Annotated in this window: 18 protein-coding genes; 9 read left to right on the plus strand and 9 right to left on the minus strand. The window is 52.3% G+C overall.

The features are described 5' to 3' along the window. Positions 1-119 precede the first annotated feature (119 nt). On the plus strand, positions 120-2,084 hold the full coding sequence (gene rpoD, locus LVJ88_RS09695; protein WP_085418866.1) for an RNA polymerase sigma factor RpoD: 1,965 nt from the start codon (positions 120-122) through the stop codon (positions 2,082-2,084). Between the two features lie 53 nt (positions 2,085-2,137). On the opposite strand, the gene LVJ88_RS09700 is transcribed toward rpoD, so the two are convergent. Next, positions 2,138-2,773 carry a tetratricopeptide repeat protein gene (locus LVJ88_RS09700; RefSeq protein ID WP_244694154.1) on the minus strand — a complete coding sequence of 212 codons (636 nt, stop codon included), beginning with the start codon at positions 2,771-2,773 and terminating at the stop codon, positions 2,138-2,140. A 172-nt stretch (positions 2,774-2,945) separates the two neighbouring features. Between LVJ88_RS09700 and LVJ88_RS09705 the strand changes: the two genes are divergently transcribed. Together LVJ88_RS09705 and LVJ88_RS09710 are read left to right on the plus strand one after the other, a co-directional pair. Next, on the plus strand, positions 2,946-4,643 hold the full coding sequence (locus tag LVJ88_RS09705; RefSeq protein ID WP_085418864.1) for a choline/carnitine O-acyltransferase: 1,698 nt from the start codon (positions 2,946-2,948) through the stop codon (positions 4,641-4,643). 31 nt (positions 4,644-4,674) lie between these two features. Further along, positions 4,675-5,328 carry an IS1595 family transposase gene (locus LVJ88_RS09710; RefSeq protein ID WP_085417784.1) on the plus strand — a complete coding sequence of 218 codons (654 nt, stop codon included), beginning with the start codon at positions 4,675-4,677 and terminating at the stop codon, positions 5,326-5,328. Positions 5,329-5,462: 134 nt separating this feature from the next. Here LVJ88_RS09710 and LVJ88_RS09715 read toward each other — a convergent pair whose 3' ends face one another. Both LVJ88_RS09715 and upp read right to left on the minus strand, forming a co-directional pair. Continuing rightward, positions 5,463-5,777: a DUF2322 family protein gene (locus LVJ88_RS09715; protein ID WP_085417785.1), complete on the minus strand. Its 315-nt coding sequence runs from the start codon at positions 5,775-5,777 to the stop codon at positions 5,463-5,465. Positions 5,778-5,932: 155 nt separating this feature from the next. Beyond that, the gene (upp, locus tag LVJ88_RS09720; RefSeq protein ID WP_054600184.1) at positions 5,933-6,559 is read right to left on the minus strand and encodes a uracil phosphoribosyltransferase; all 627 of its coding nucleotides are present in this window, start codon (positions 6,557-6,559) and stop codon (positions 5,933-5,935) included. A gap of 241 nt (positions 6,560-6,800) precedes the next feature. On the opposite strand from upp, the gene cysD reads away from it, so the two are divergent. After that, positions 6,801-7,715: a sulfate adenylyltransferase subunit CysD gene (gene cysD / locus LVJ88_RS09725; protein ID WP_085356927.1), complete on the plus strand. Its 915-nt coding sequence runs from the start codon at positions 6,801-6,803 to the stop codon at positions 7,713-7,715. Between the two features lie 74 nt (positions 7,716-7,789). Here cysD and LVJ88_RS09730 read toward each other — a convergent pair whose 3' ends face one another. Continuing rightward, entirely contained in the window at positions 7,790-8,233 is a 444-nt protein-coding gene (locus LVJ88_RS09730) for a DUF4149 domain-containing protein (RefSeq protein ID WP_085417786.1), read from the minus strand. A 177-nt stretch (positions 8,234-8,410) separates the two neighbouring features. On the opposite strand from LVJ88_RS09730, the gene LVJ88_RS09735 reads away from it, so the two are divergent. The 5 genes from LVJ88_RS09735 (at position 8,411) to kdsB (ending at position 12,699) form a co-directional block, all read left to right on the plus strand. After that, positions 8,411-9,982, plus strand: a complete 1,572-nt coding sequence (locus LVJ88_RS09735) for a YdgA family protein (protein ID WP_085356925.1) — start codon at positions 8,411-8,413, stop codon at positions 9,980-9,982. Positions 9,983-10,172: 190 nt separating this feature from the next. Next, positions 10,173-11,216 (plus strand): tetraacyldisaccharide 4'-kinase, encoded by a 1,044-nt coding sequence (gene lpxK, locus LVJ88_RS09740; protein ID WP_085417787.1) that lies wholly within the window; start codon positions 10,173-10,175, stop codon positions 11,214-11,216. Then, positions 11,213-11,749: a DUF2059 domain-containing protein gene (locus tag LVJ88_RS09745; protein WP_085417788.1), complete on the plus strand. Its 537-nt coding sequence runs from the start codon at positions 11,213-11,215 to the stop codon at positions 11,747-11,749. Before lpxK ends, LVJ88_RS09745 begins: the two co-directional genes overlap by 4 nt. Positions 11,750-11,761: 12 nt before the next feature. Beyond that, positions 11,762-11,944, plus strand: coding sequence for a Trm112 family protein (locus LVJ88_RS09750; RefSeq protein ID WP_054600178.1), 183 nt, complete (start codon positions 11,762-11,764; stop codon positions 11,942-11,944). Continuing rightward, complete coding sequence (kdsB, locus tag LVJ88_RS09755) at positions 11,941-12,699, plus strand: 3-deoxy-manno-octulosonate cytidylyltransferase (RefSeq protein ID WP_085417789.1); 759 nt, start codon at positions 11,941-11,943, stop codon at positions 12,697-12,699. The genes LVJ88_RS09750 and kdsB overlap by 4 nt, the downstream gene beginning before the upstream one ends. A 176-nt stretch (positions 12,700-12,875) precedes the next feature. Here kdsB and LVJ88_RS09760 read toward each other — a convergent pair whose 3' ends face one another. The 5 genes from LVJ88_RS09760 to LVJ88_RS09780 all read right to left on the minus strand — a co-directional run bounded on the left by LVJ88_RS09760 (position 12,876) and on the right by LVJ88_RS09780 (position 17,236). Next, on the minus strand, positions 12,876-13,811 hold the full coding sequence (locus LVJ88_RS09760; RefSeq protein WP_085417790.1) for a YheT family hydrolase: 936 nt from the start codon (positions 13,809-13,811) through the stop codon (positions 12,876-12,878). Continuing rightward, positions 13,808-14,458: a phosphatase PAP2 family protein gene (locus LVJ88_RS09765; RefSeq protein ID WP_085417791.1), complete on the minus strand. Its 651-nt coding sequence runs from the start codon at positions 14,456-14,458 to the stop codon at positions 13,808-13,810. The genes LVJ88_RS09760 and LVJ88_RS09765 overlap by 4 nt, the downstream gene beginning before the upstream one ends. Before the next feature lie 476 nt (positions 14,459-14,934). Next, positions 14,935-15,087 carry a hypothetical protein gene (locus LVJ88_RS09770; RefSeq protein ID WP_244694155.1) on the minus strand — a complete coding sequence of 51 codons (153 nt, stop codon included), beginning with the start codon at positions 15,085-15,087 and terminating at the stop codon, positions 14,935-14,937. A gap of 119 nt (positions 15,088-15,206) precedes the next feature. Further along, positions 15,207-15,728 carry a YchJ family protein gene (locus tag LVJ88_RS09775; RefSeq protein ID WP_085417838.1) on the minus strand — a complete coding sequence of 174 codons (522 nt, stop codon included), beginning with the start codon at positions 15,726-15,728 and terminating at the stop codon, positions 15,207-15,209. 278 nt (positions 15,729-16,006) lie between these two features. Then, positions 16,007-17,236, minus strand: a complete 1,230-nt coding sequence (locus tag LVJ88_RS09780; RefSeq protein ID WP_054600172.1) for an HlyD family type I secretion periplasmic adaptor subunit — start codon at positions 17,234-17,236, stop codon at positions 16,007-16,009. Positions 17,237-17,275 lie beyond the last annotated feature (39 nt).

Genomic DNA, 17,275 nt, shown 5'->3' on the forward strand with positions numbered 1-17,275 from the left:
CCAAGGCCGTCTGAAAAACATACACCCTGCTGCAACCGAGTCGTCTTGTACCTACCGCAGAACACCCTACCGATTTGTTTCAGACGGCCTCCCGTTAAACCAAACACCGAGAACATTCTATGTCAAACCAACACAGCAACAATACACACGACAGCGAATATGAAGAACAAGACGACAACCGTCCGCTAACGCTCGAAGAGCAGCGCGCACGGTTGCGCCAGCTCATCATCATGGGCAAAGAGCGCGGCTATATCACCTATTCCGAAATCAACGATGCGCTGCCCGACGATATGTCCGACGCAGAGCAAATCGACAACATCGTCAGCATGATTTCAGGTTTGGGCATCCAAGTGACCGAGCAGGCACCCGATGCCGAAGAAATGCTGATGAGCGACAACACCGCCGCCATCACCGACGATGATGCCGTAGCCGAAGCCGAAGCCGCCCTATCCAGCGTAGACAGCGAATTCGGCCGCACCACCGACCCCGTGCGCATGTATATGCGCGAAATGGGTCAGGTTGACCTGCTGACCCGCGAAGACGAAATCATCATCGCCAAAAAAATCGAAAACGCGTTGAAAAACATGGTACAGGCCATCTCCGCCTGCCCCGGTTCGATTACCGAAATTTTGGAGCTGATCGAGCGCATCCGCACCGACGAAATCAAAGTCGACGAAGTGGTCGAGGCCATTATCGACCCCAACGAAGTGCTGCTCAACGAGTTAGGATTGGGGCATTTGGAAAGCGCGAGCTCTTCCGCAGACAACAGCGAAAACGACGACGCCGACGACAACGACGGCGACAGCGACGACGATGAAGACGACAGCAGCCCCGAAGCCATCGCCGCCACCAATCTCGAAGAGCTGAAACAAAAAGTGCTCGAACATTTTGAACGTATCCAAGAAGATTACGACAAAATGATCGCCGCCCTGAGCAAGCACGACAGCCGCCATGAAACCTATTTGCAGCACCGCGATGCCATCGCTTCCAAACTGCTCGAAGTGCGTTTTGCCACCCGCCAAATCGAAAGCCTGAGCAGCAACCTTCGCGAACGGGTGGAAAACATCCGCCGCCTCGAGCGCGAAATCCGCGATATCTGCCTCGACCGCGTGCACATGGACAGAGACTACTTCATCAATTACTTCCTGCCCGAAATCACGCGCCTTGATTGGGTGGAAGAAGAAGTTGCAAAAAACAACGTATGGAGCAACGCTCTCGACCGCTTCCGCCATGCCATCATCGAAAAACAAGCCAAGCTGGCAGAAATGGAAACCGAAACCCGCATTTCCATCGAAGAATTGAAAGAAATCAATAAAAACATGGTCATCAGCGAAAAAGAAACCGCGGCGGCCAAACAGGAAATGATTCAGGCCAACTTGCGGTTGGTGATTTCGATTGCGAAAAAATACACCAACCGCGGCTTGCAGTTTCTCGATTTGATTCAAGAAGGCAATATCGGTTTGATGAAAGCGGTAGATAAATTTGAATACCGCCGCGGTTATAAATTCTCTACTTACGCCACATGGTGGATTCGTCAGGCCATCACCCGCTCGATTGCCGACCAAGCGCGCACCATCCGTATTCCGGTTCATATGATTGAAACCATCAACAAAATGAACCGCATTTCGCGCCAATATCTGCAAGAAACCGGCGAAGAGCCTGATTCTGCCAAACTGGCCGAACTGATGGAAATGCCTGAAGACAAAATCCGCAAGATCATGAAAATCGCCAAAGAGCCGATTTCTATGGAAACGCCGATCGGTGACGACGACGATTCACATTTGGGCGATTTTATCGAAGACGTAAACAACGTCGCTCCGGCAGATGCGGCCATGTATTCGAGCCTGCACGAAGTTACCAAAGAAGTGCTGGAAAGCCTGACTCCGCGCGAAGCCAAAGTATTGCGTATGCGCTTCGGTATCGACATGAATACCGACCACACGTTGGAAGAAGTGGGCAAGCAGTTTGACGTAACCCGCGAGCGTATCCGCCAAATCGAAGCCAAAGCCTTGCGCAAACTGCGCCACCCGACCCGCAGCGACCGCTTGAGAAGCTTCTTGGACAGCGAAGAAAACAAACAGTAAGCCGCAGCAACACCATCAAAAAAACCGTCTGATTCATCAGACGGTTTTTTCAGTTAGATTCTCTTTTTCAATACTTGGGCGGCTCTGGCATTACCCTGCTCCGCAGCTTTCTCAAGCCAATATTTGGCTTTTACCCGATTACGCTTCACACCGCTGCCGTTCAAATACATCATGCCCACCTTATATTGGCTGTCGGCATCACCTTTTTCCGCAGCTTGACCGTACCATTCGGCCGCTTTACGCAAATTGCGTTTCACACCTTTACCGGACTCATAAAATGAGCCGAGATTGGCCATGGCCTGCACCTGCCCCTGTGCGGCGGCTTTTTCGTACCATTCGGCTGCCAAACGGGCATCCGGCACTACGCCCCAACCGTTTTCGTATAACAATCCTAAATGATACTGGGCGTTAACATGATTTTGCCCGGCAGCTTTTTCCCACCAATGCTTGGCTTGTTCATAATCCGCCTGACGGCCGATGCCGTCTGAAAACATCAAACCCAATTGGTTTTGGGCGTTTACTTCACCTTTTTCGGCAAGGCCTTTCATGATGGTATAGGCTTGGTCGTAGCGGCCTTTGCTGTATGCCTCTCTTGCCTCTTGATACGTTCCCTGCTGTACGTTTGCGCAGGCTGACAAAGCCAAAACTGCTGCACAGGCGGGTGCGGCGAACCACCGTAAGACTTTCATTATTCTTCCTTTCAGAGTGAGTGCACGTTAAAAAATGACATTATACTAACAACCATCTGAACAACCGTCACTCAATAAACAAACGGCATAATATTCTTACCACAGGTTACTTCAAACGGGTTTTTCCGCTACAATCTACTAAATATCATAAACTTAACAAAAGGAGAGAAGCATGACCCAGCAACCACGCTTGCCGGTGCCCGATCTTACCGAAACCTGTGCCCGCTACCTCAAACAGGTGCGTCCGCTGCTGAGTGATGAAGAATATAAAAAAACCACGGCTTCCGTGCGCCATTTCCAAAGCCGGATAGGGAAAACATTACAAACGCAACTGCAAACATCCGCCGAACAAGCCGACACCAGTTGGCTGCTGGATGCTTGGCTGAAAAGCTATCTCGATATCCGCACACCTCTGCCGCTGGCGAGCAATGTAGGCTTTACCATCCGCACGCACGGTAAAAGTTTGAGCGAATGGGCGTCCGCCATCGCCGCCGTGTGTGCCGATTTCCACCACGGGCGTATTCCCGTGCCCCAAACGCCGCAAGGCACGCCGGTGTGCATGCATCAATGGCAGATTCTGCGCGGTGCGGCACGCATTCCCCAAACCGGCAGCGACGGCTACCGCATTGCCGCAACCGCAAACCGCCATATCGGTGTGCTGCACAACGGGTTTTATTACCGTATTACTGCGCTCGACGACAATTTTGAGGCCTACCACCCCGATACATTCAAGCAGGCGTTCGAGCAGATTTTGTCTGACTACACCTGCAACCCGTATCCCATCGCCATCGCTTCCTATATCGGCGGCAATGCTGCGGCACGGCTTTACCGTGATTTGAAACGTAAAGACGACAACACCGAATTGGCCGAACATATCGAAACCGATTTGTTCCACATCAGCTTGGACGATATTTCATTATGCCCCGATGAAGACCTTGCCCGCGCCACGTTCCAGCCCCATCAGAATGTGTGGTGCTACAAACCCATGACCTTCTGCTACAACAGCTCCACCCAAAACCTGTTCCTGCATTGCGAACACACTTGGGAAGACGGCGGCACACTTAAAAACATCGTTGCACTTGCCGGCGAAAAACTCCGCACGCCGCAAGGCAAAAAAACCGCGCCGGCCATCAGCCGCCATCAATGGAACCTGACACCCGCCCAAAAGAAAAATTGGCCGCAATGGCAGCAGCAATATGCCGAACAAGCCGTCAAAATGCGCGTGAGCAGCCTTCCCGTAACATTTAACGGCAACACCATTCCCAAGGGCATCAGCCACGATGCCTTGATGCAGTTTATGTTCCAATATGCCTTGCTGACTACCTACGGCGAAGTGCGCAACATCTACGAAGCGGTGGATGTGAGCCACTTCCGCAACGGCCGCACCGAATGCGTGCGCCCGATTTCGGAAGAATCGCTGGCATTCGTCGGCAGTTTGCTGCAAGAACAACCCGATCACAGCCTGCTTGATGCCGCACTAGCCGAACACAAGGCCCGCGTTAAAGCCGCCAAACTCGCACAAGGTGCGAACCGCCATCTGCTAGGGTTGAAGCTGACTGCCAAACAAAACGGCAGCAGCCGTGTTCCTGCGGTGTTTAAAGACAAGGGTTACGAAGTGTTCACTACGGATTTTCTCTCAACCTCTACCTTGGGAGACGACAGCATAATCGTTAATTTTGCTTTTGCACCCACATCTGCCGGCGGCTTGGGCATCAACTACACCCTAACTCAAGACGGCTGGTTGTTTACCGCCAGCTATCCCGAACATCAAAAGCATGAAGTGGCGATTTTTCTGGAAGCCTTGAAACAGGGCGCGGAACGCTTGCTGTTTTTCTTCAACCCCACAGTTAAAGAAAACAATAGGGGCTGACGTAGATTAGCAGTCATGATAGGCTGCCAAAATGAAGATAACCCACTGTAAGTTAAAGAAGAGTCTGCAAAGAAAACTGCTTGAATATTTTGTATTGGAAGTAACCGCACGTTCTGCTGCCGATATCTTGGGTATTCAGCCCAATACGGCTATTCTCTTCTACCGTAAAATCCGTCTTGTTATCAGCCATCATTTGGCTTTGGAAGCAGATCAGGTTTTTGAGGGCACTATAGAATTGGATGAGAGCTATTTCGGCGGTAAGCGTAAAGGAAAGCGCGGTAGGGGAGCAGCAGGTAAAGTGGTGGTTTTCGGTATCCTTAAACGTGGAGGTAAGGTTTATACGGTTGTAGTGAATAATGCCCGAAAGGAAAGTTTATTTCCTGTTATTACAAGGAAAATTACACCTGATAGCGTAGTTTATACGGACTGCCTGAGCAGTTACGACGTGTTGGATGTCAGCGGTTTTCACCATCACAGGATTAATCACAGCAAAAAGTTTGCCGACCGACACAACCATATCAACGGCATTGAGAATTTTTGGAATCAGGCGAAACGTGTCTTGCGCAAATACAACGGAATTGACCGAAAATCTTTTCCTCTGTTCTTGAAAGAATGTGAGTTTCGTTTTAACTTCGGGACACCAAAGCAGCAGTTAAAAACTTTGCGGCTTTGGTGTGGTGTTTAGGGCTAATCTACTTCAGCCCCAAACAATAAGCCGCTTTAAACCGATACCCGACGTTAAGGCCGTCTGAAAAAAGCCCCTCCCGATTACACTAACGGGCGGGGCTTTTTTCAGACGGCCTCGATATACGAACCGCGTCAGCGTTCCAACGGTTTCAACTTCAAAGTGAGGTCTTCCGCCTTCACTTTAAACAGCAAATCAATGTTCGGATGTTTGCCGGGATGGGCTTCGGCATCGGCAACATGTTCGGCAAACAAAGCCAAGCCGCGCTCGGCCGCTTCGCGGTTCAATACGCCGTCAAATTCTTGAGCCAAGGCGTGATAGAGCTTAAGCGAACCGAGCTTGCCCGGCGCGGCAGGAATATGGTGGATGGTTTCGCCGTTGTGCAGCACGTCTAAGCCGCTCAAATGGTCGATGGCCGCCAGTACGGCTAAATTATCTTGAAAACTCATGGCTGTTCTTTCTTCAAAATACAAAACGGCAAAAACAGACTTGCCGCATAGGAAACAGGCCGTGCTAGCCTGCCGATAAACCGATGCCGTCTGAAACACTTTTAGCGAAATCCGCAAAGCTCACTTTCAGACGGCATCAAACGATCTCAACGCAATCAGCGCGTGCCGAAAATCTTATCGCCCGCATCACCCAAGCCGGGGATGATGTAGCCGTGTTCGTTGAGATGGCTGTCGAGCGCGGCGGTGTAAATGGTTACATCGGGGTGGGCTTCGTTCACCAGTTTCACACCTTCGGGCGCGGCCACCAGCACCAAGGCTTTGATATTGCGGCAGCCTTTCTGCTTCAGCAAATCAATGGTGGCCACCATCGAGCCGCCGGTTGCCAACATGGGGTCGATAATCAACGCCGGACGCGAATCCATGCTGTCGACGAATTTCTCAAAATAAGAAACCGGCTTGAGCGTTTCTTCGTCGCGTTGCAGGCCGACCACGCTGATTTTGGCGGTGGGAATCAAATCCAGCACGCCGTCGAGCATACCCAAGCCGGCGCGCAGAATCGGCACAACCGTGAGCGTTTTACCTTTAATGCGCTCGCCTTCGATCTGGCCGCACCAGCCGTCGATAATATAATTTTCCGTCGCAAAATCGCGGGTGGCTTCATAAGCCATCAAGCGCGCCAACTCGGTGGTCAGCGTGCGGAATTTAAACGTGCTGCATTCGGCTTCGCGCATCAAGGTGAGTTTGTGTTTGACCAGCGGGTGGTCGATAACGGTAATGTTCATGGTGGCGCTTTCTGCTGTGTCGTTATAGTACGGCGGCTATTATACGGCTTTTCAGAAACGTATTGAAAGAGCGGCCTGCACGCCGCAAAGCCCGCTTTGCCAACGCCCGCCCTTGCCCCAAAAGCGAAAAGCCGCAGGTTTTATAACAAAATCATCTTAAATTAAAACCAACCATTCTTTCCTTTTTTCAGACGGCCTGATTAAAGTAAAGCGCATCGAGGCCATCTGAAAAGAATACATCATGTCTATCCAAAACCACCACCTCAACTGGCTTGAAGCCGAATCCATCTACATCATCCGCGAAGTGATTGCCGAAGCGAAAAACCCCGCGCTGCTGTTTTCGGGCGGCAAAGATTCGGTGGTGCTGCTCGCGCTGGCCGTGAAAGCTTTTCAAATCGAAGGCCGGCCGCTCAAGCTGCCGTTCAAACTGCTGCATGTGGATACCGGCCACAATTATCCCGAAGTGATTGCCTTCCGCGACCAAACCGTCGCCCGCACCGGCGTGGAGCTGGTGGTGGGCAGCGTGGAAGATTCCATCAAACGCGGCACGGTGGTTTTGCGCCGCGAAAACGACTCGCGCAATGCCGCCCAAGCCGTTACCCTTGTCGAAACCATTGAAGAGCACAGCTTCGACGCACTGATGGGCGGCGCACGGCGCGACGAAGAAAAAGCCCGCGCCAAAGAACGCATCTTCTCTTTCCGCGACGAATTCGGCCAATGGGACCCGAAAAACCAACGCCCCGAACTTTGGAATCTCTACAATACCCGCCTCTTCCCCGGCGAAAACATGCGCGTGTTCCCCATTTCCAACTGGACGGAACTCGACATCTGGCAATACATCGCCCGCGAAAACCTTGCCCTGCCGCCGATTTACTATGCCCACGAACGCGAAGTGGTCGAACGCGGCGGTCTGCTCGTGCCCGTTACCCCGCTCACACCCAAACGCGACGGCGAAACCGCGCAAGTGCGCAGCGTGCGCTTCCGCACCGTCGGCGACATTTCCTGCACCTGCCCCGTTGCCAGCACCGCCGCCACACCGGAAGACATCATCGCCGAAACCGCCGCCGCCACCCTTTCCGAACGCAGCGCCACCCGCATGGACGACCGCGTTTCCGAAGCAGCTATGGAAGAGCGCAAAAAAGCCGGCTACTTTTAAATCACATACAGCAAGGCCGTCTGAAAACCAGCCACGCGCGTTTTCAGACGGCCTCAACTCAATCTGCCATCGGATTAATCCGTATCCAGCTTCAACAAGCGGAACACCAATCCCAAACCTATCACACTGCACACCATATACACAATGCTCGACACACCGTGCCACTGGCCGAACGAGCCGCCGATCAAACCGAGCAGCCAATTGGTTTCGCCCGCTTTATGCGCTTCGATAACCGGCGTAATCAAAAACTGGTTCACCGCCAGCAACACCAGCAGCAACACAATCCATTTCGGCGTGTAAGAACGGGTATAACCGCGACCCGTGTGGGTTTTATACACCACATACACCAACAGCCACACCGCCAAACCGAAATACGCCACCACATTGAACAAAACACCGGCCAACCCGCCCGCCTGCATTCTTTCCAAATTTTGGAAAAGCAGCGGTGCCGCCACATAGCCCATACCCAGTTGCAAACCTAGCCACACGCCGGCCAATACTGCCGCCAGTTTTTTCATGAACCCCTCCCTTCGGATATCGAAAATAACGCCCATGATACTGCCGAATCTCTTTATTTGAAAGGCCGGTTTTTTTGCCCTTTTCGGCGGCACATTTCTGCACCGCACCCCGCGCCTACACAGACAAACCCGCCAAATAATGCTATCCTGCACGCTTTCTGTTTGATATTTGACGCAATGAAAAAATTTCTGATATCCGTATTGTTTATCGGCGTATCGGCTCTCGCCGCCCTGCCTTACTATTTGGGCATCAAAGCCGAAGAAAGCCTGGCCTTCCAGCAGAAGCTGCTTGCCGAGTCCAGCTTTCTGACCGTCGAATCGCACCAATACGAACGCGGCTGGTTCAGCGCAACCGAAACCACCGTTATCCGGCTCAAACCCACCTTGCTGCACAACACCCAAAAATACCTGCCCGACAACCTGAAAACCGTTTTAAAAGAACCCATTACGGTTATCAACCATGTTAAACACGGCCCCTTTGCCGGCGGCATTACTCCCGTGCGCGCGCATGTGGAAACCGAATTCAAATACCACCCCGAAACCGCCAAAGTGTTGGCACGCTTTTTCGGTGAAAACGCCCCCGTCAGCATGACCAACACCGTGTATCTCGGCGGCAGCGGCAAGCTGGCCTTAAACGTGCCTGCTTTCGACTACGAAGAACTTTCCGGCATTAAACTCAACTGGAAAGGCTTGAGCGGTTCTACCGCCTACGAATCCGATTTTGCCGCCTACACCCACGATTATGCCGCACCTTCCCTGCAACTCAAGCTGGCCGACAAGGGCAGTATTGCCATGGAAAACCTGCATATCCGCACGGAAACTTCCGAAGGCAGCAACAAACTGGCCTTAGGCAACAGCAGCTTCAAGCTCGGCAAATTCTCCACCCAATGGCAAGAAGGCTTCGACTACAACATCAAAATCAACGAATTGGTAAATATCGTTACCGACTTGCAGATCGGCGCGTTTATCAACCCCACCGGCACCATTGCGCCGTCTAAAATCGTGGTCGACAATCTCCGGTTCGACACCCAAACCGGCGAAAGCGGAGAATGGATCAACAGCGAAGGGCGTTTCCGCTTTGAAACCCTAACCTACGGCGACGACCGCTACGGCCCGCTCGACATCAACATTGCCGGCGAGCATCTCGATGCCAAGAGCCTGCTGGCGGTTAAAAACAAACTGGCCGAACTTTCCTCTAAAGAAATGAGCGAAGAACAGATTCAGGCCGAAATCATCAAAACCGTTAAAACCGATGCTTCGGGGCTGTTTACCCAAAACCCCGTGTTGAAAGTCAAAACCTTCCATTTCACCATGCCCGAAGGCATTGTAGACGTGAAAGGCGAAATGAGCTTTAACGGCCTGCATCAAAACGATTTGAACGACCTGAGCGCAATGCTCAAAAAAACCACCGCACGTTTAGACATGCAAGTGCCGCAGAAACTGCTTGAGCAGCTTGCCATCAACCAAGCCCGCAACATTTTCAGCGTTAACGCTGAAGACTTGGCCGAAGGGCGCGCCGGCATCGACGACATCAACGAAACCCTGCGCCTGATGGTGGACAGCACCGTCAACGCCATGGCTGCGGAACAGTATCTCACCGTTGACGGCAGCAACATCAAAACCCTTATCGAGCTGGCCGACAACCAACTCAAGCTCAACGGCAAACCTTTCCAAGCCGCACCTGAGCCCGAGTTTGACGACAACGCCCTGCCGCCCGATAACGCCGCCGTATCGGCAACCGCTCCGTAACCGTTGTCAAGCGGATACCTTCATCACACATTCCGCTTACCGGCAACACCGGTTTTCAGACGGCCTGCCATCTACCGATGCAGGCCGTCTGAATATATCGGAATATGTTTCGGATTATATGAAAATTAATTTTGCCAAAACGCCCGCCCCCCGCCACAATAGCGTCACCATTCCCCCGAAGGCCGTCTGAATGCCCAAGCTCCATGAAATCATCGAACACCATTGGCAACGCCCCAACCCTGTGTTGGCTACATTGCTGTGGCTGCCGGCCCGCCTGTTTCAGACGGCCTCTGCCCTACGCCGCCTGCTTTACCGCACAGGCCGTCTGAAAAGCAGAAAATTGCTCGTGCCGGTAGTGGTGGTGGGCAATATCCATGCGGGGGGCGCGGGTAAAACGCCGGTGGTGGCCGCCTTGGTTGCGGGCTTGCAGGCGCGGGGCATTCGTGCGGGGATTATCAGCCGCGGCTACGGACGCAGTTCAAGCGGCACGCATGTATTGCACCCAAACAGCACCGCCGCCGATGCCGGAGACGAGCCTTTATTGCTTTACCGCCAAACCCAAGCACCGACGGCGGTGGGCAGCAACCGCATCGATGCCGGCCGCGCACTGCTTGCCGCCCACCCCGACATTCAAGTGATCATTGCCGACGACGGCCTCCAACATTACGCCTTGCAACGCGATCTCGAAATCGTGGTCTTCCCCGCCGCCGATACAGGCCGTCTGAATTTGGATTTACTGCCCAACGGCGGCTTGCGCGAACCGCTGTCGCGCTTGCAGGAAGTTGATGCCGTTGTGGTAAGCGGCGTTACCGACACGCACCGCAACACCCCGTTCGGCCTGCACCACAACGAATTTCACAGCCGCCTCGCCACCGGCAACATCTACCGCCTGCACCGCCCCGACGAGCTTCTCGACACAGGCCGTCTGAACGGCTTGCGCGTGGCCGCCGTGGCCGGCATTGCCAAGCCCGAACGGTTTTTCCACACCTTGCGCAATATGGGCATTGCACCCGCAGAAACCCGCGCCCTGCCCGATCACGCCGCGCTGACTGCGGCGGACTTCCCGCAAGCCGACATCGTGATCATTACCGAAAAAGACGCCGTCAAACTTTCAGACGGCCTGCCGCATTCTGTGTGGGTGCTGCCCGTTTGTGCGATAATCGAGCCTGACTTGGCAGCGTTTGTCGCAGGCCGTCTGAACATTGAATCGAATACCGGAGAAGAAACAAGATGATCAGCACTAAAAAGTATCTATGGGCAGCCGTATTGTGCCTGACGGCAGGTTTGGCTCAAGCCGCACCGGCCAGCAAAGCATCGGTAGAAAAACTGTTTGAGGTACAAAACTTCGACAAAATGATGGACGATACGGCCAAAGCCATGCCCGCCGCCGCAACCGCATCCATTCAGCAATTTCTTCCCGAAGTGCCGGCTGCCAAACGCAAACAAGTTAATGAAATCATCAACCGCTACCTTACCGATTTCTCCAAACACCTTTCCAACCAAGAAATACGCAGCGAAATCCGCCGTGTAGCCATAGCAGGCGCGCAAAAAGTTTATACTCAGGAAGAGGTGGATGCACTGATTGATTTTTCCAGCTCTCCCGTCGGCCGCTCGATTAACGCCAAAATGCCGCAATATCTCGAAGCCACCATGACCCCGTTAATGACGGTAATCCAAGCAGAAACGCAAAAATTTCAACAGCAAAACGGATTGAAAATGCAGCGCGAAATCAACCGCGTCATCTGCGGCAAAAACACCTGTAAATAAGAAAGCACAACCATGGAAAAGAAATTTTTAGACATCCTCGTCTGCCCCGTCAGCAAAGGCAAACTGGAATACCATGCCGACAAGCAGGAGCTTTGGTGCCGCCAAAGCAAACTGGCCTACCCCATCCGCGACGGCATTCCCTATATGCTTGAAACCGAAGCGCGCGAACTCACCGAAGAAGAGTTGCACGCATGAGCGCATTTGTTGTTTTGATTCCCGCCCGCCTTTCGTCTTCACGGCTGCCGGGGAAGGCATTGGCCGACATCCACGGAAAACCGATGGTGGTACGCGTGGCCGAACAGGCCGCCAAAAGCAAGGCGGCGCGCGTCATCGTTGCCACCGACCACGCCGACATTCAGACGGCCTGCCAAGCGCACGGCATCGAAACCGTGATGACGGCCGACACGCACGAGAGCGGCACCACCCGCCTGGCCGAAGCCGCTGCCACGCTGGGTTTGGCCGATGACACCGTGATTGTGAACGTTCAGGGCGACGAACCTCTAATCGACCCCGAACTGATCAACCGCACCGCCGCCCTGCTGGTTGCCAACCAAGTGCCGATGGCCACCGCCGCGCACACTATCGACAATTTGGCCGAATTTCTTAATCCGAACTGCGTAAAAGTGGTGCTCAACACCCACGGCAACGCCCTGTATTTCAGCCGTGCGCCGATTCCCTACCCGCGCGATGCGATGGCTGCCGGCACCGACAAACTGCCCGAAGGCTTAAACCCGCTGCGCCACATCGGTATTTACGCCTACCGCGCCGGCTTCTTGCAGCAATACGCCCAAATGAGCGCTTTCGTGCATGAAACCGCCGAATCGCTGGAGCAGCTGCGTGTGCTGTGGCACGGCTACCCGATTGCCGTCGAAATCACCGACACCGCCCCCGCCGCAGGCGTGGATACGCCGGAAGACTTGGAAAGAGTGCGCGCTGTCTTTCAGGGATAAGAACTTAAGGGTTCACAAACGGCAGCAACAGCCGATAATATTTGCCCGTTGGTAACAGGCCGTCTGAAAAACATCTCCGGCCGCCAACGGGCAAATATCATAATCAACTTAAAAAAGTATGTTCGCCATACTCAGGCTTAACCGAATACAACCCAAACCCATTCAGCCGATTCATCCTAAACCTGTTCAAAATATGCCAAAAGCGTTTGCGGCAACCAGTTCAGATGGCCTCTGCCCGCTCCGCTCACAAAGCCGACATGTCCGCCGTAATCAGGCTGGAGCAAAGTAACCGCAGACGAGACTTCCTTACGGGTAGGCAGAGCCTGCTGCGGCAGAAACGGATCGTTTAACGCGTTAAGCAGCAAGGTCGGCACCGCAATCTTATCCAGCAGCGGCTTGCACGACGAGCGGCGGTAATAATCATGGCGGTCGGCAAAGCCGTGCAAAGGTGCGGTAAAGCGGTCGTCAAAGTCGCCCAAAGTTTTGCAGGCGGCGTATAAATCTTTGCCGTAACCTGCGGCCTTTGCTTTGGGAATAAGCGATTGCAGAAAATAGCGGGTGTAGAGCAAACGGGTAAGGCCGCGGTCGAAGCGCGTTCCGGCAGCGGCCAAGTCCACAGGAGCCGACACTACGGCTGCCGCTTGAGGAACTGCCGCTCCACCGGCTTCGCCGAGATATTTCGCCAACGCATTTCCCCCCAACGACACGCCCGCCACATAAATAACCGCAAAACGCTGCGACAATTGTTCCAGCATATAGGCTATCTCACCGCTGTCGCCGGAATGGTAAAACACGGGCGCGGTATTCGCCACGCCTCCGCAACTGCGGAAATGCGCCACCACACCGTTCCACCCTCGCGCCTGCACCGCCCGCATCAAAGCCACGGCATAATGGCTGCGGCTGCTGCCTTCCAAACCGTGAAACAGCACCACCAGCGGAGCATCGGGGTGCGGGCTGTCGATAAAATCATACGCCACCACCGTGCGCCCCGTGCTGTCGGGCACAAGCTCTCTGCGGTAAACGGGAGCCGGCGGCTGCAATGTTTTGGCGTAAATGGTTTCGAGATTGCCGTTGCGCAACCAAAACGGCGTATCCAAAGGCGGAAACGTCATACCGCTGTTCCCGGCAGCCTGCGGAACAGCACCAGATACAAGCCTACCGAAATGCTCATGCCGGTAATCCAGCCAACCAACACATCGGTTGGGTAATGAACCCCCAACACGATGCGCGAAAAGCCCATCATCACGGCAAATGCCGCTGCGGCCGCCACAATCCATTTTCTGTGCGGCGACTGCCAATAAATCAACACCACCATCGTTGCCAGCGCGGCGGCAAACGTGCTGTGCCCGCTGGGAAAAGATGCACTGGTTTCCTGAACAATCCTCGGCCACAGTTCGGGGCGCGTCCGCCCGAAAAACTGTTTGGCCACCGACATCACCATTGTCGGCAGCAAAGCGGCCAACACCACAAAAACCGCATACCCGCGCTGCTTGCGCAGATAAAACCATGATGCAAACAATAAGGTAATCGGCGTAGCAACCGCTGCCTTGCCGATATGGTGGAGCATCACGGCCGGCAGCTGAAGTGCCGCGCCCCAATGTTGGTGCACCCACAACATCAACGGCTCTTCAAAATGGAAGCGGTCTTTATCCCAAATATCTTCGGCGATAAAACCGGCGATGATCAACGGAAAAATGATACAGAAAGACAACAATGCAATTAGGGGAATACTGGGAATATAAGCGCGTAAAGGCAGCATAGATCATCCACACCGGATAAAAAATAAAATGTCATTTTATAGAAGTGTCACGGTTTATAACAGACCGGGTAAGGGTTAGCGCGCTTTCCCCACCCGACTTTAACGATAAACGGTTATCTTATTTTCATAACTTAACAAATTATGATTGTTTTTATTATTTACAGATGATAACCATTGCAATTTTCACACTGGAAAATTAAGTAAAGGTAAATGATTGTATAGAAATTGTTAGCTATGATGCCCCGTAAGTGCCGGGCGTGAAACGGCATTCATGCCTAAACGGAATCACAGGCCGTCTGAAACCATGCCGTTTAACGCCCTCCCCTACAAAAACAAAAAATGCGCGGCTGCGGCCGCAGCAATGTTCACATCAATACGGAGGTTATTATGTCTGTTTTATTGTTGGAAGCCATTATTCTGGTTAACTGGGCATCTCTGCTGACCATTATAGGTTTGTGGCTGGCGGAATATATAGTTTAAAACTGCCGTTTCAAACGCTGTTCAAAGCGTTTTTGCAGGGCGGAAACCGCAGATTTCGGAAACAGCGTGCCGGATGGAGCTTTTTCGGTGCAGAACAATGCGGCAACGGAAACTTTAAACGGCTGAAACGCTGTGCAAAACCGCTTCATGATCAATATAGTCAATCCACTTAACTTTTACTGCGGCGTTGCTGCCTTGTATTAAAAATTAAGTGGATTGGCTATAGTTTAACCATATAAGAGATCGAGGCCGTCTGAAAAACCGTTTTTCATTTAAAACGTAAAAACTGCCCGCAACATAATTTGAACTTTTTTCCCGACCCGCACAAACAAGGCTGCTTCATTGTCGGCAAGCGGACGCTTGGATCAATAAAATACCACTTTTCATCGATATTAACGAAAGCCGATAACTCTTGGTGCTGCTGCTCATGCCCCGCCGAATCTCTAAAGTAAGCCGTAAACGCCACCTGCGCATGCCTTTTTCCTACTGAGCGGTGATGATGAACCTTCAATCCCAGCCAATGCGTATCCCTGCTCCATTGCCCGATTTCAGCTTTATTGAGCAAACATTGCTGGGCGGGCACGGTTGTGGAAACAATGTAATCAACCAAATGAAGCACATATGCACTATAACGCGAACGCATCAAAGCCTCCGCCGTAGCCGGATTATGCCGGCCGGCATGGAACGGCTTGCAGCAATCTTTATAAGCGGCTCCCGATTGACAACAGCAAAGCCTTTCCTCTTCTTTTTCATGATCGGCAGGCACATGATCATTTTGATTTTGTTTCATTTCCAATCTATTCATCAATTTGTTTCACCCTAAAGCAGATTATCCAATCTCTTTACCTAAATACGGCGCATTTATTTTGCGGCAATCTCAAGCAACCGATAAGCCGCTTGTATAAGTCGATCAACTTAACTTTTACTGCGGCGTTGCTGCCTTATATTAAAAACAGGTTGGCTGACTATCCTGCGCTTTGAACTGCATCCACATCTGGAGATTGTGCAAAGGTTTCAAACTAAAATGCCGTCTGAACATTTTCAGACGGCATCTCAACCTGTTTTGCATTAACGCTCACGCAAAGCCTGCTTCATGCGGGTAATCGGTTTGATCAGGTATTGGAAAACGGTTTTCTCTCCGGTTTTCACATCCACCGTCGCAACCATACCCGGAATAATCGGCATATCTTTGCCGTTGCGGTCTTTCAAGCTGTTACTGTCTGTTTGCACCAAAATACGGTAATACACCTGATTCGGGTCAAGTTTCAAATCGTTGGCACGAGCCTGATTGCTGCTGCTTACGGTATCGGGGCTGATTAAGGTTACTTTGCCGTCCAAACCACCGTAAATTGCATAGTCATAAGCACTCACTTTCACAACCGCCGGCAAGCCCGGGCGCATAAATGCAACATCTTGTGGGCGGATATACGCTTCTACCAGCAGTTTGTCGTCTAAAGGCACAATCTGCAAAATATCCTGCCCCACATTCACCACGCCGCCCACGGTGTTGATTTGGATATTTTTCACAATCCCGCGCATCGGCGAACGAATCTGCGAACGCTCTACCGGGTCTGCACGCATTACCATATTTTCTTTGGCTTGCGCCAATTCGGATTCGGCCTGCACCAGTTCGTTGTTGGCATCGGCCATATAGCGGTTTTTACGCTCGGCAATCTGCAAAGCCAAATCACTTGATTCTCTGCGCATTCTCAACAGTTCAACTTCCGACACCACGCCTTGAGCCACCATCGGAGCAGTGATGCTGATTTCTTTGTCCAGGGTCGCTTTGCTGATGCTCAAATTATGAATGGCTTCGGTAACGGAACGACGGCGCGCCATAAAAGCAGCTTGCTCGCGTTGCTTCAGTTCGTCGCTGATGCCCTGCGGAAAGCTCAAATTCGTACCGTAAGCCTCTGCCTTCAATCTGGCGATCATGGCTTCCAAGTTTTGAACTTTGGCCTCGCTTTCGCGCAAAATGGCCGAACTGCGGGTATCGTCGAGTTTGAGCAAAACCTGATCTTTTTCAACAATATCCCCTTCTTTTACCAGCATTTCCGTGATAATGCCCGGATCCAAACTCTGCACTACCTGCTCGCGGCTGCTGGGAATAACATTACCCTGTCCTCGGGTTACTTCTTCAATCGGGCTGTTATAAGCCCAAATAACAAACACCACCAAAAAAACGAAAAACAGGATAATGATCCAAAACTGCCCACTATGTTTTTCTTTCTGCAATGCGGCATTGAGATCATTCACCAATGCCAAATCTTTGGATTTAATATTGTTTTCACTACTCATAATGACAATTACCTTTTACGGTTTGTTATAGGCCGTCTG

Origin of the sequence: Neisseria dumasiana, from assembly GCF_022870885.1 — a bacterium.
In the GTDB taxonomy this organism is placed as follows: domain Bacteria; phylum Pseudomonadota; class Gammaproteobacteria; order Burkholderiales; family Neisseriaceae; genus Neisseria; species Neisseria dumasiana.

Coding starts and splice junctions, on each gene's coding strand:
- rpoD (WP_085418866.1), top strand. CDS start 120: ATGTCAAACCAACACAGCAACAATACACACGACAGCGAATATGAAGAA.
- LVJ88_RS09700 (WP_244694154.1), bottom strand. CDS start 2,773: ATGAAAGTCTTACGGTGGTTCGCCGCACCCGCCTGTGCAGCAGTTTTG.
- LVJ88_RS09705 (WP_085418864.1), top strand. CDS start 2,946: ATGACCCAGCAACCACGCTTGCCGGTGCCCGATCTTACCGAAACCTGT.
- LVJ88_RS09710 (WP_085417784.1), top strand. CDS start 4,675: ATGAAGATAACCCACTGTAAGTTAAAGAAGAGTCTGCAAAGAAAACTG.
- LVJ88_RS09715 (WP_085417785.1), bottom strand. CDS start 5,777: ATGAGTTTTCAAGATAATTTAGCCGTACTGGCGGCCATCGACCATTTG.
- upp (WP_054600184.1), bottom strand. CDS start 6,559: ATGAACATTACCGTTATCGACCACCCGCTGGTCAAACACAAACTCACC.
- cysD (WP_085356927.1), top strand. CDS start 6,801: ATGTCTATCCAAAACCACCACCTCAACTGGCTTGAAGCCGAATCCATC.
- LVJ88_RS09730 (WP_085417786.1), bottom strand. CDS start 8,233: ATGAAAAAACTGGCGGCAGTATTGGCCGGCGTGTGGCTAGGTTTGCAA.
- LVJ88_RS09735 (WP_085356925.1), top strand. CDS start 8,411: ATGAAAAAATTTCTGATATCCGTATTGTTTATCGGCGTATCGGCTCTC.
- lpxK (WP_085417787.1), top strand. CDS start 10,173: ATGCCCAAGCTCCATGAAATCATCGAACACCATTGGCAACGCCCCAAC.
- LVJ88_RS09745 (WP_085417788.1), top strand. CDS start 11,213: ATGATCAGCACTAAAAAGTATCTATGGGCAGCCGTATTGTGCCTGACG.
- LVJ88_RS09750 (WP_054600178.1), top strand. CDS start 11,762: ATGGAAAAGAAATTTTTAGACATCCTCGTCTGCCCCGTCAGCAAAGGC.
- kdsB (WP_085417789.1), top strand. CDS start 11,941: ATGAGCGCATTTGTTGTTTTGATTCCCGCCCGCCTTTCGTCTTCACGG.
- LVJ88_RS09760 (WP_085417790.1), bottom strand. CDS start 13,811: ATGACGTTTCCGCCTTTGGATACGCCGTTTTGGTTGCGCAACGGCAAT.
- LVJ88_RS09765 (WP_085417791.1), bottom strand. CDS start 14,458: ATGCTGCCTTTACGCGCTTATATTCCCAGTATTCCCCTAATTGCATTG.
- LVJ88_RS09770 (WP_244694155.1), bottom strand. CDS start 15,087: ATGAAGCGGTTTTGCACAGCGTTTCAGCCGTTTAAAGTTTCCGTTGCC.
- LVJ88_RS09775 (WP_085417838.1), bottom strand. CDS start 15,728: ATGAAACAAAATCAAAATGATCATGTGCCTGCCGATCATGAAAAAGAA.
- LVJ88_RS09780 (WP_054600172.1), bottom strand. CDS start 17,236: ATGAGTAGTGAAAACAATATTAAATCCAAAGATTTGGCATTGGTGAAT.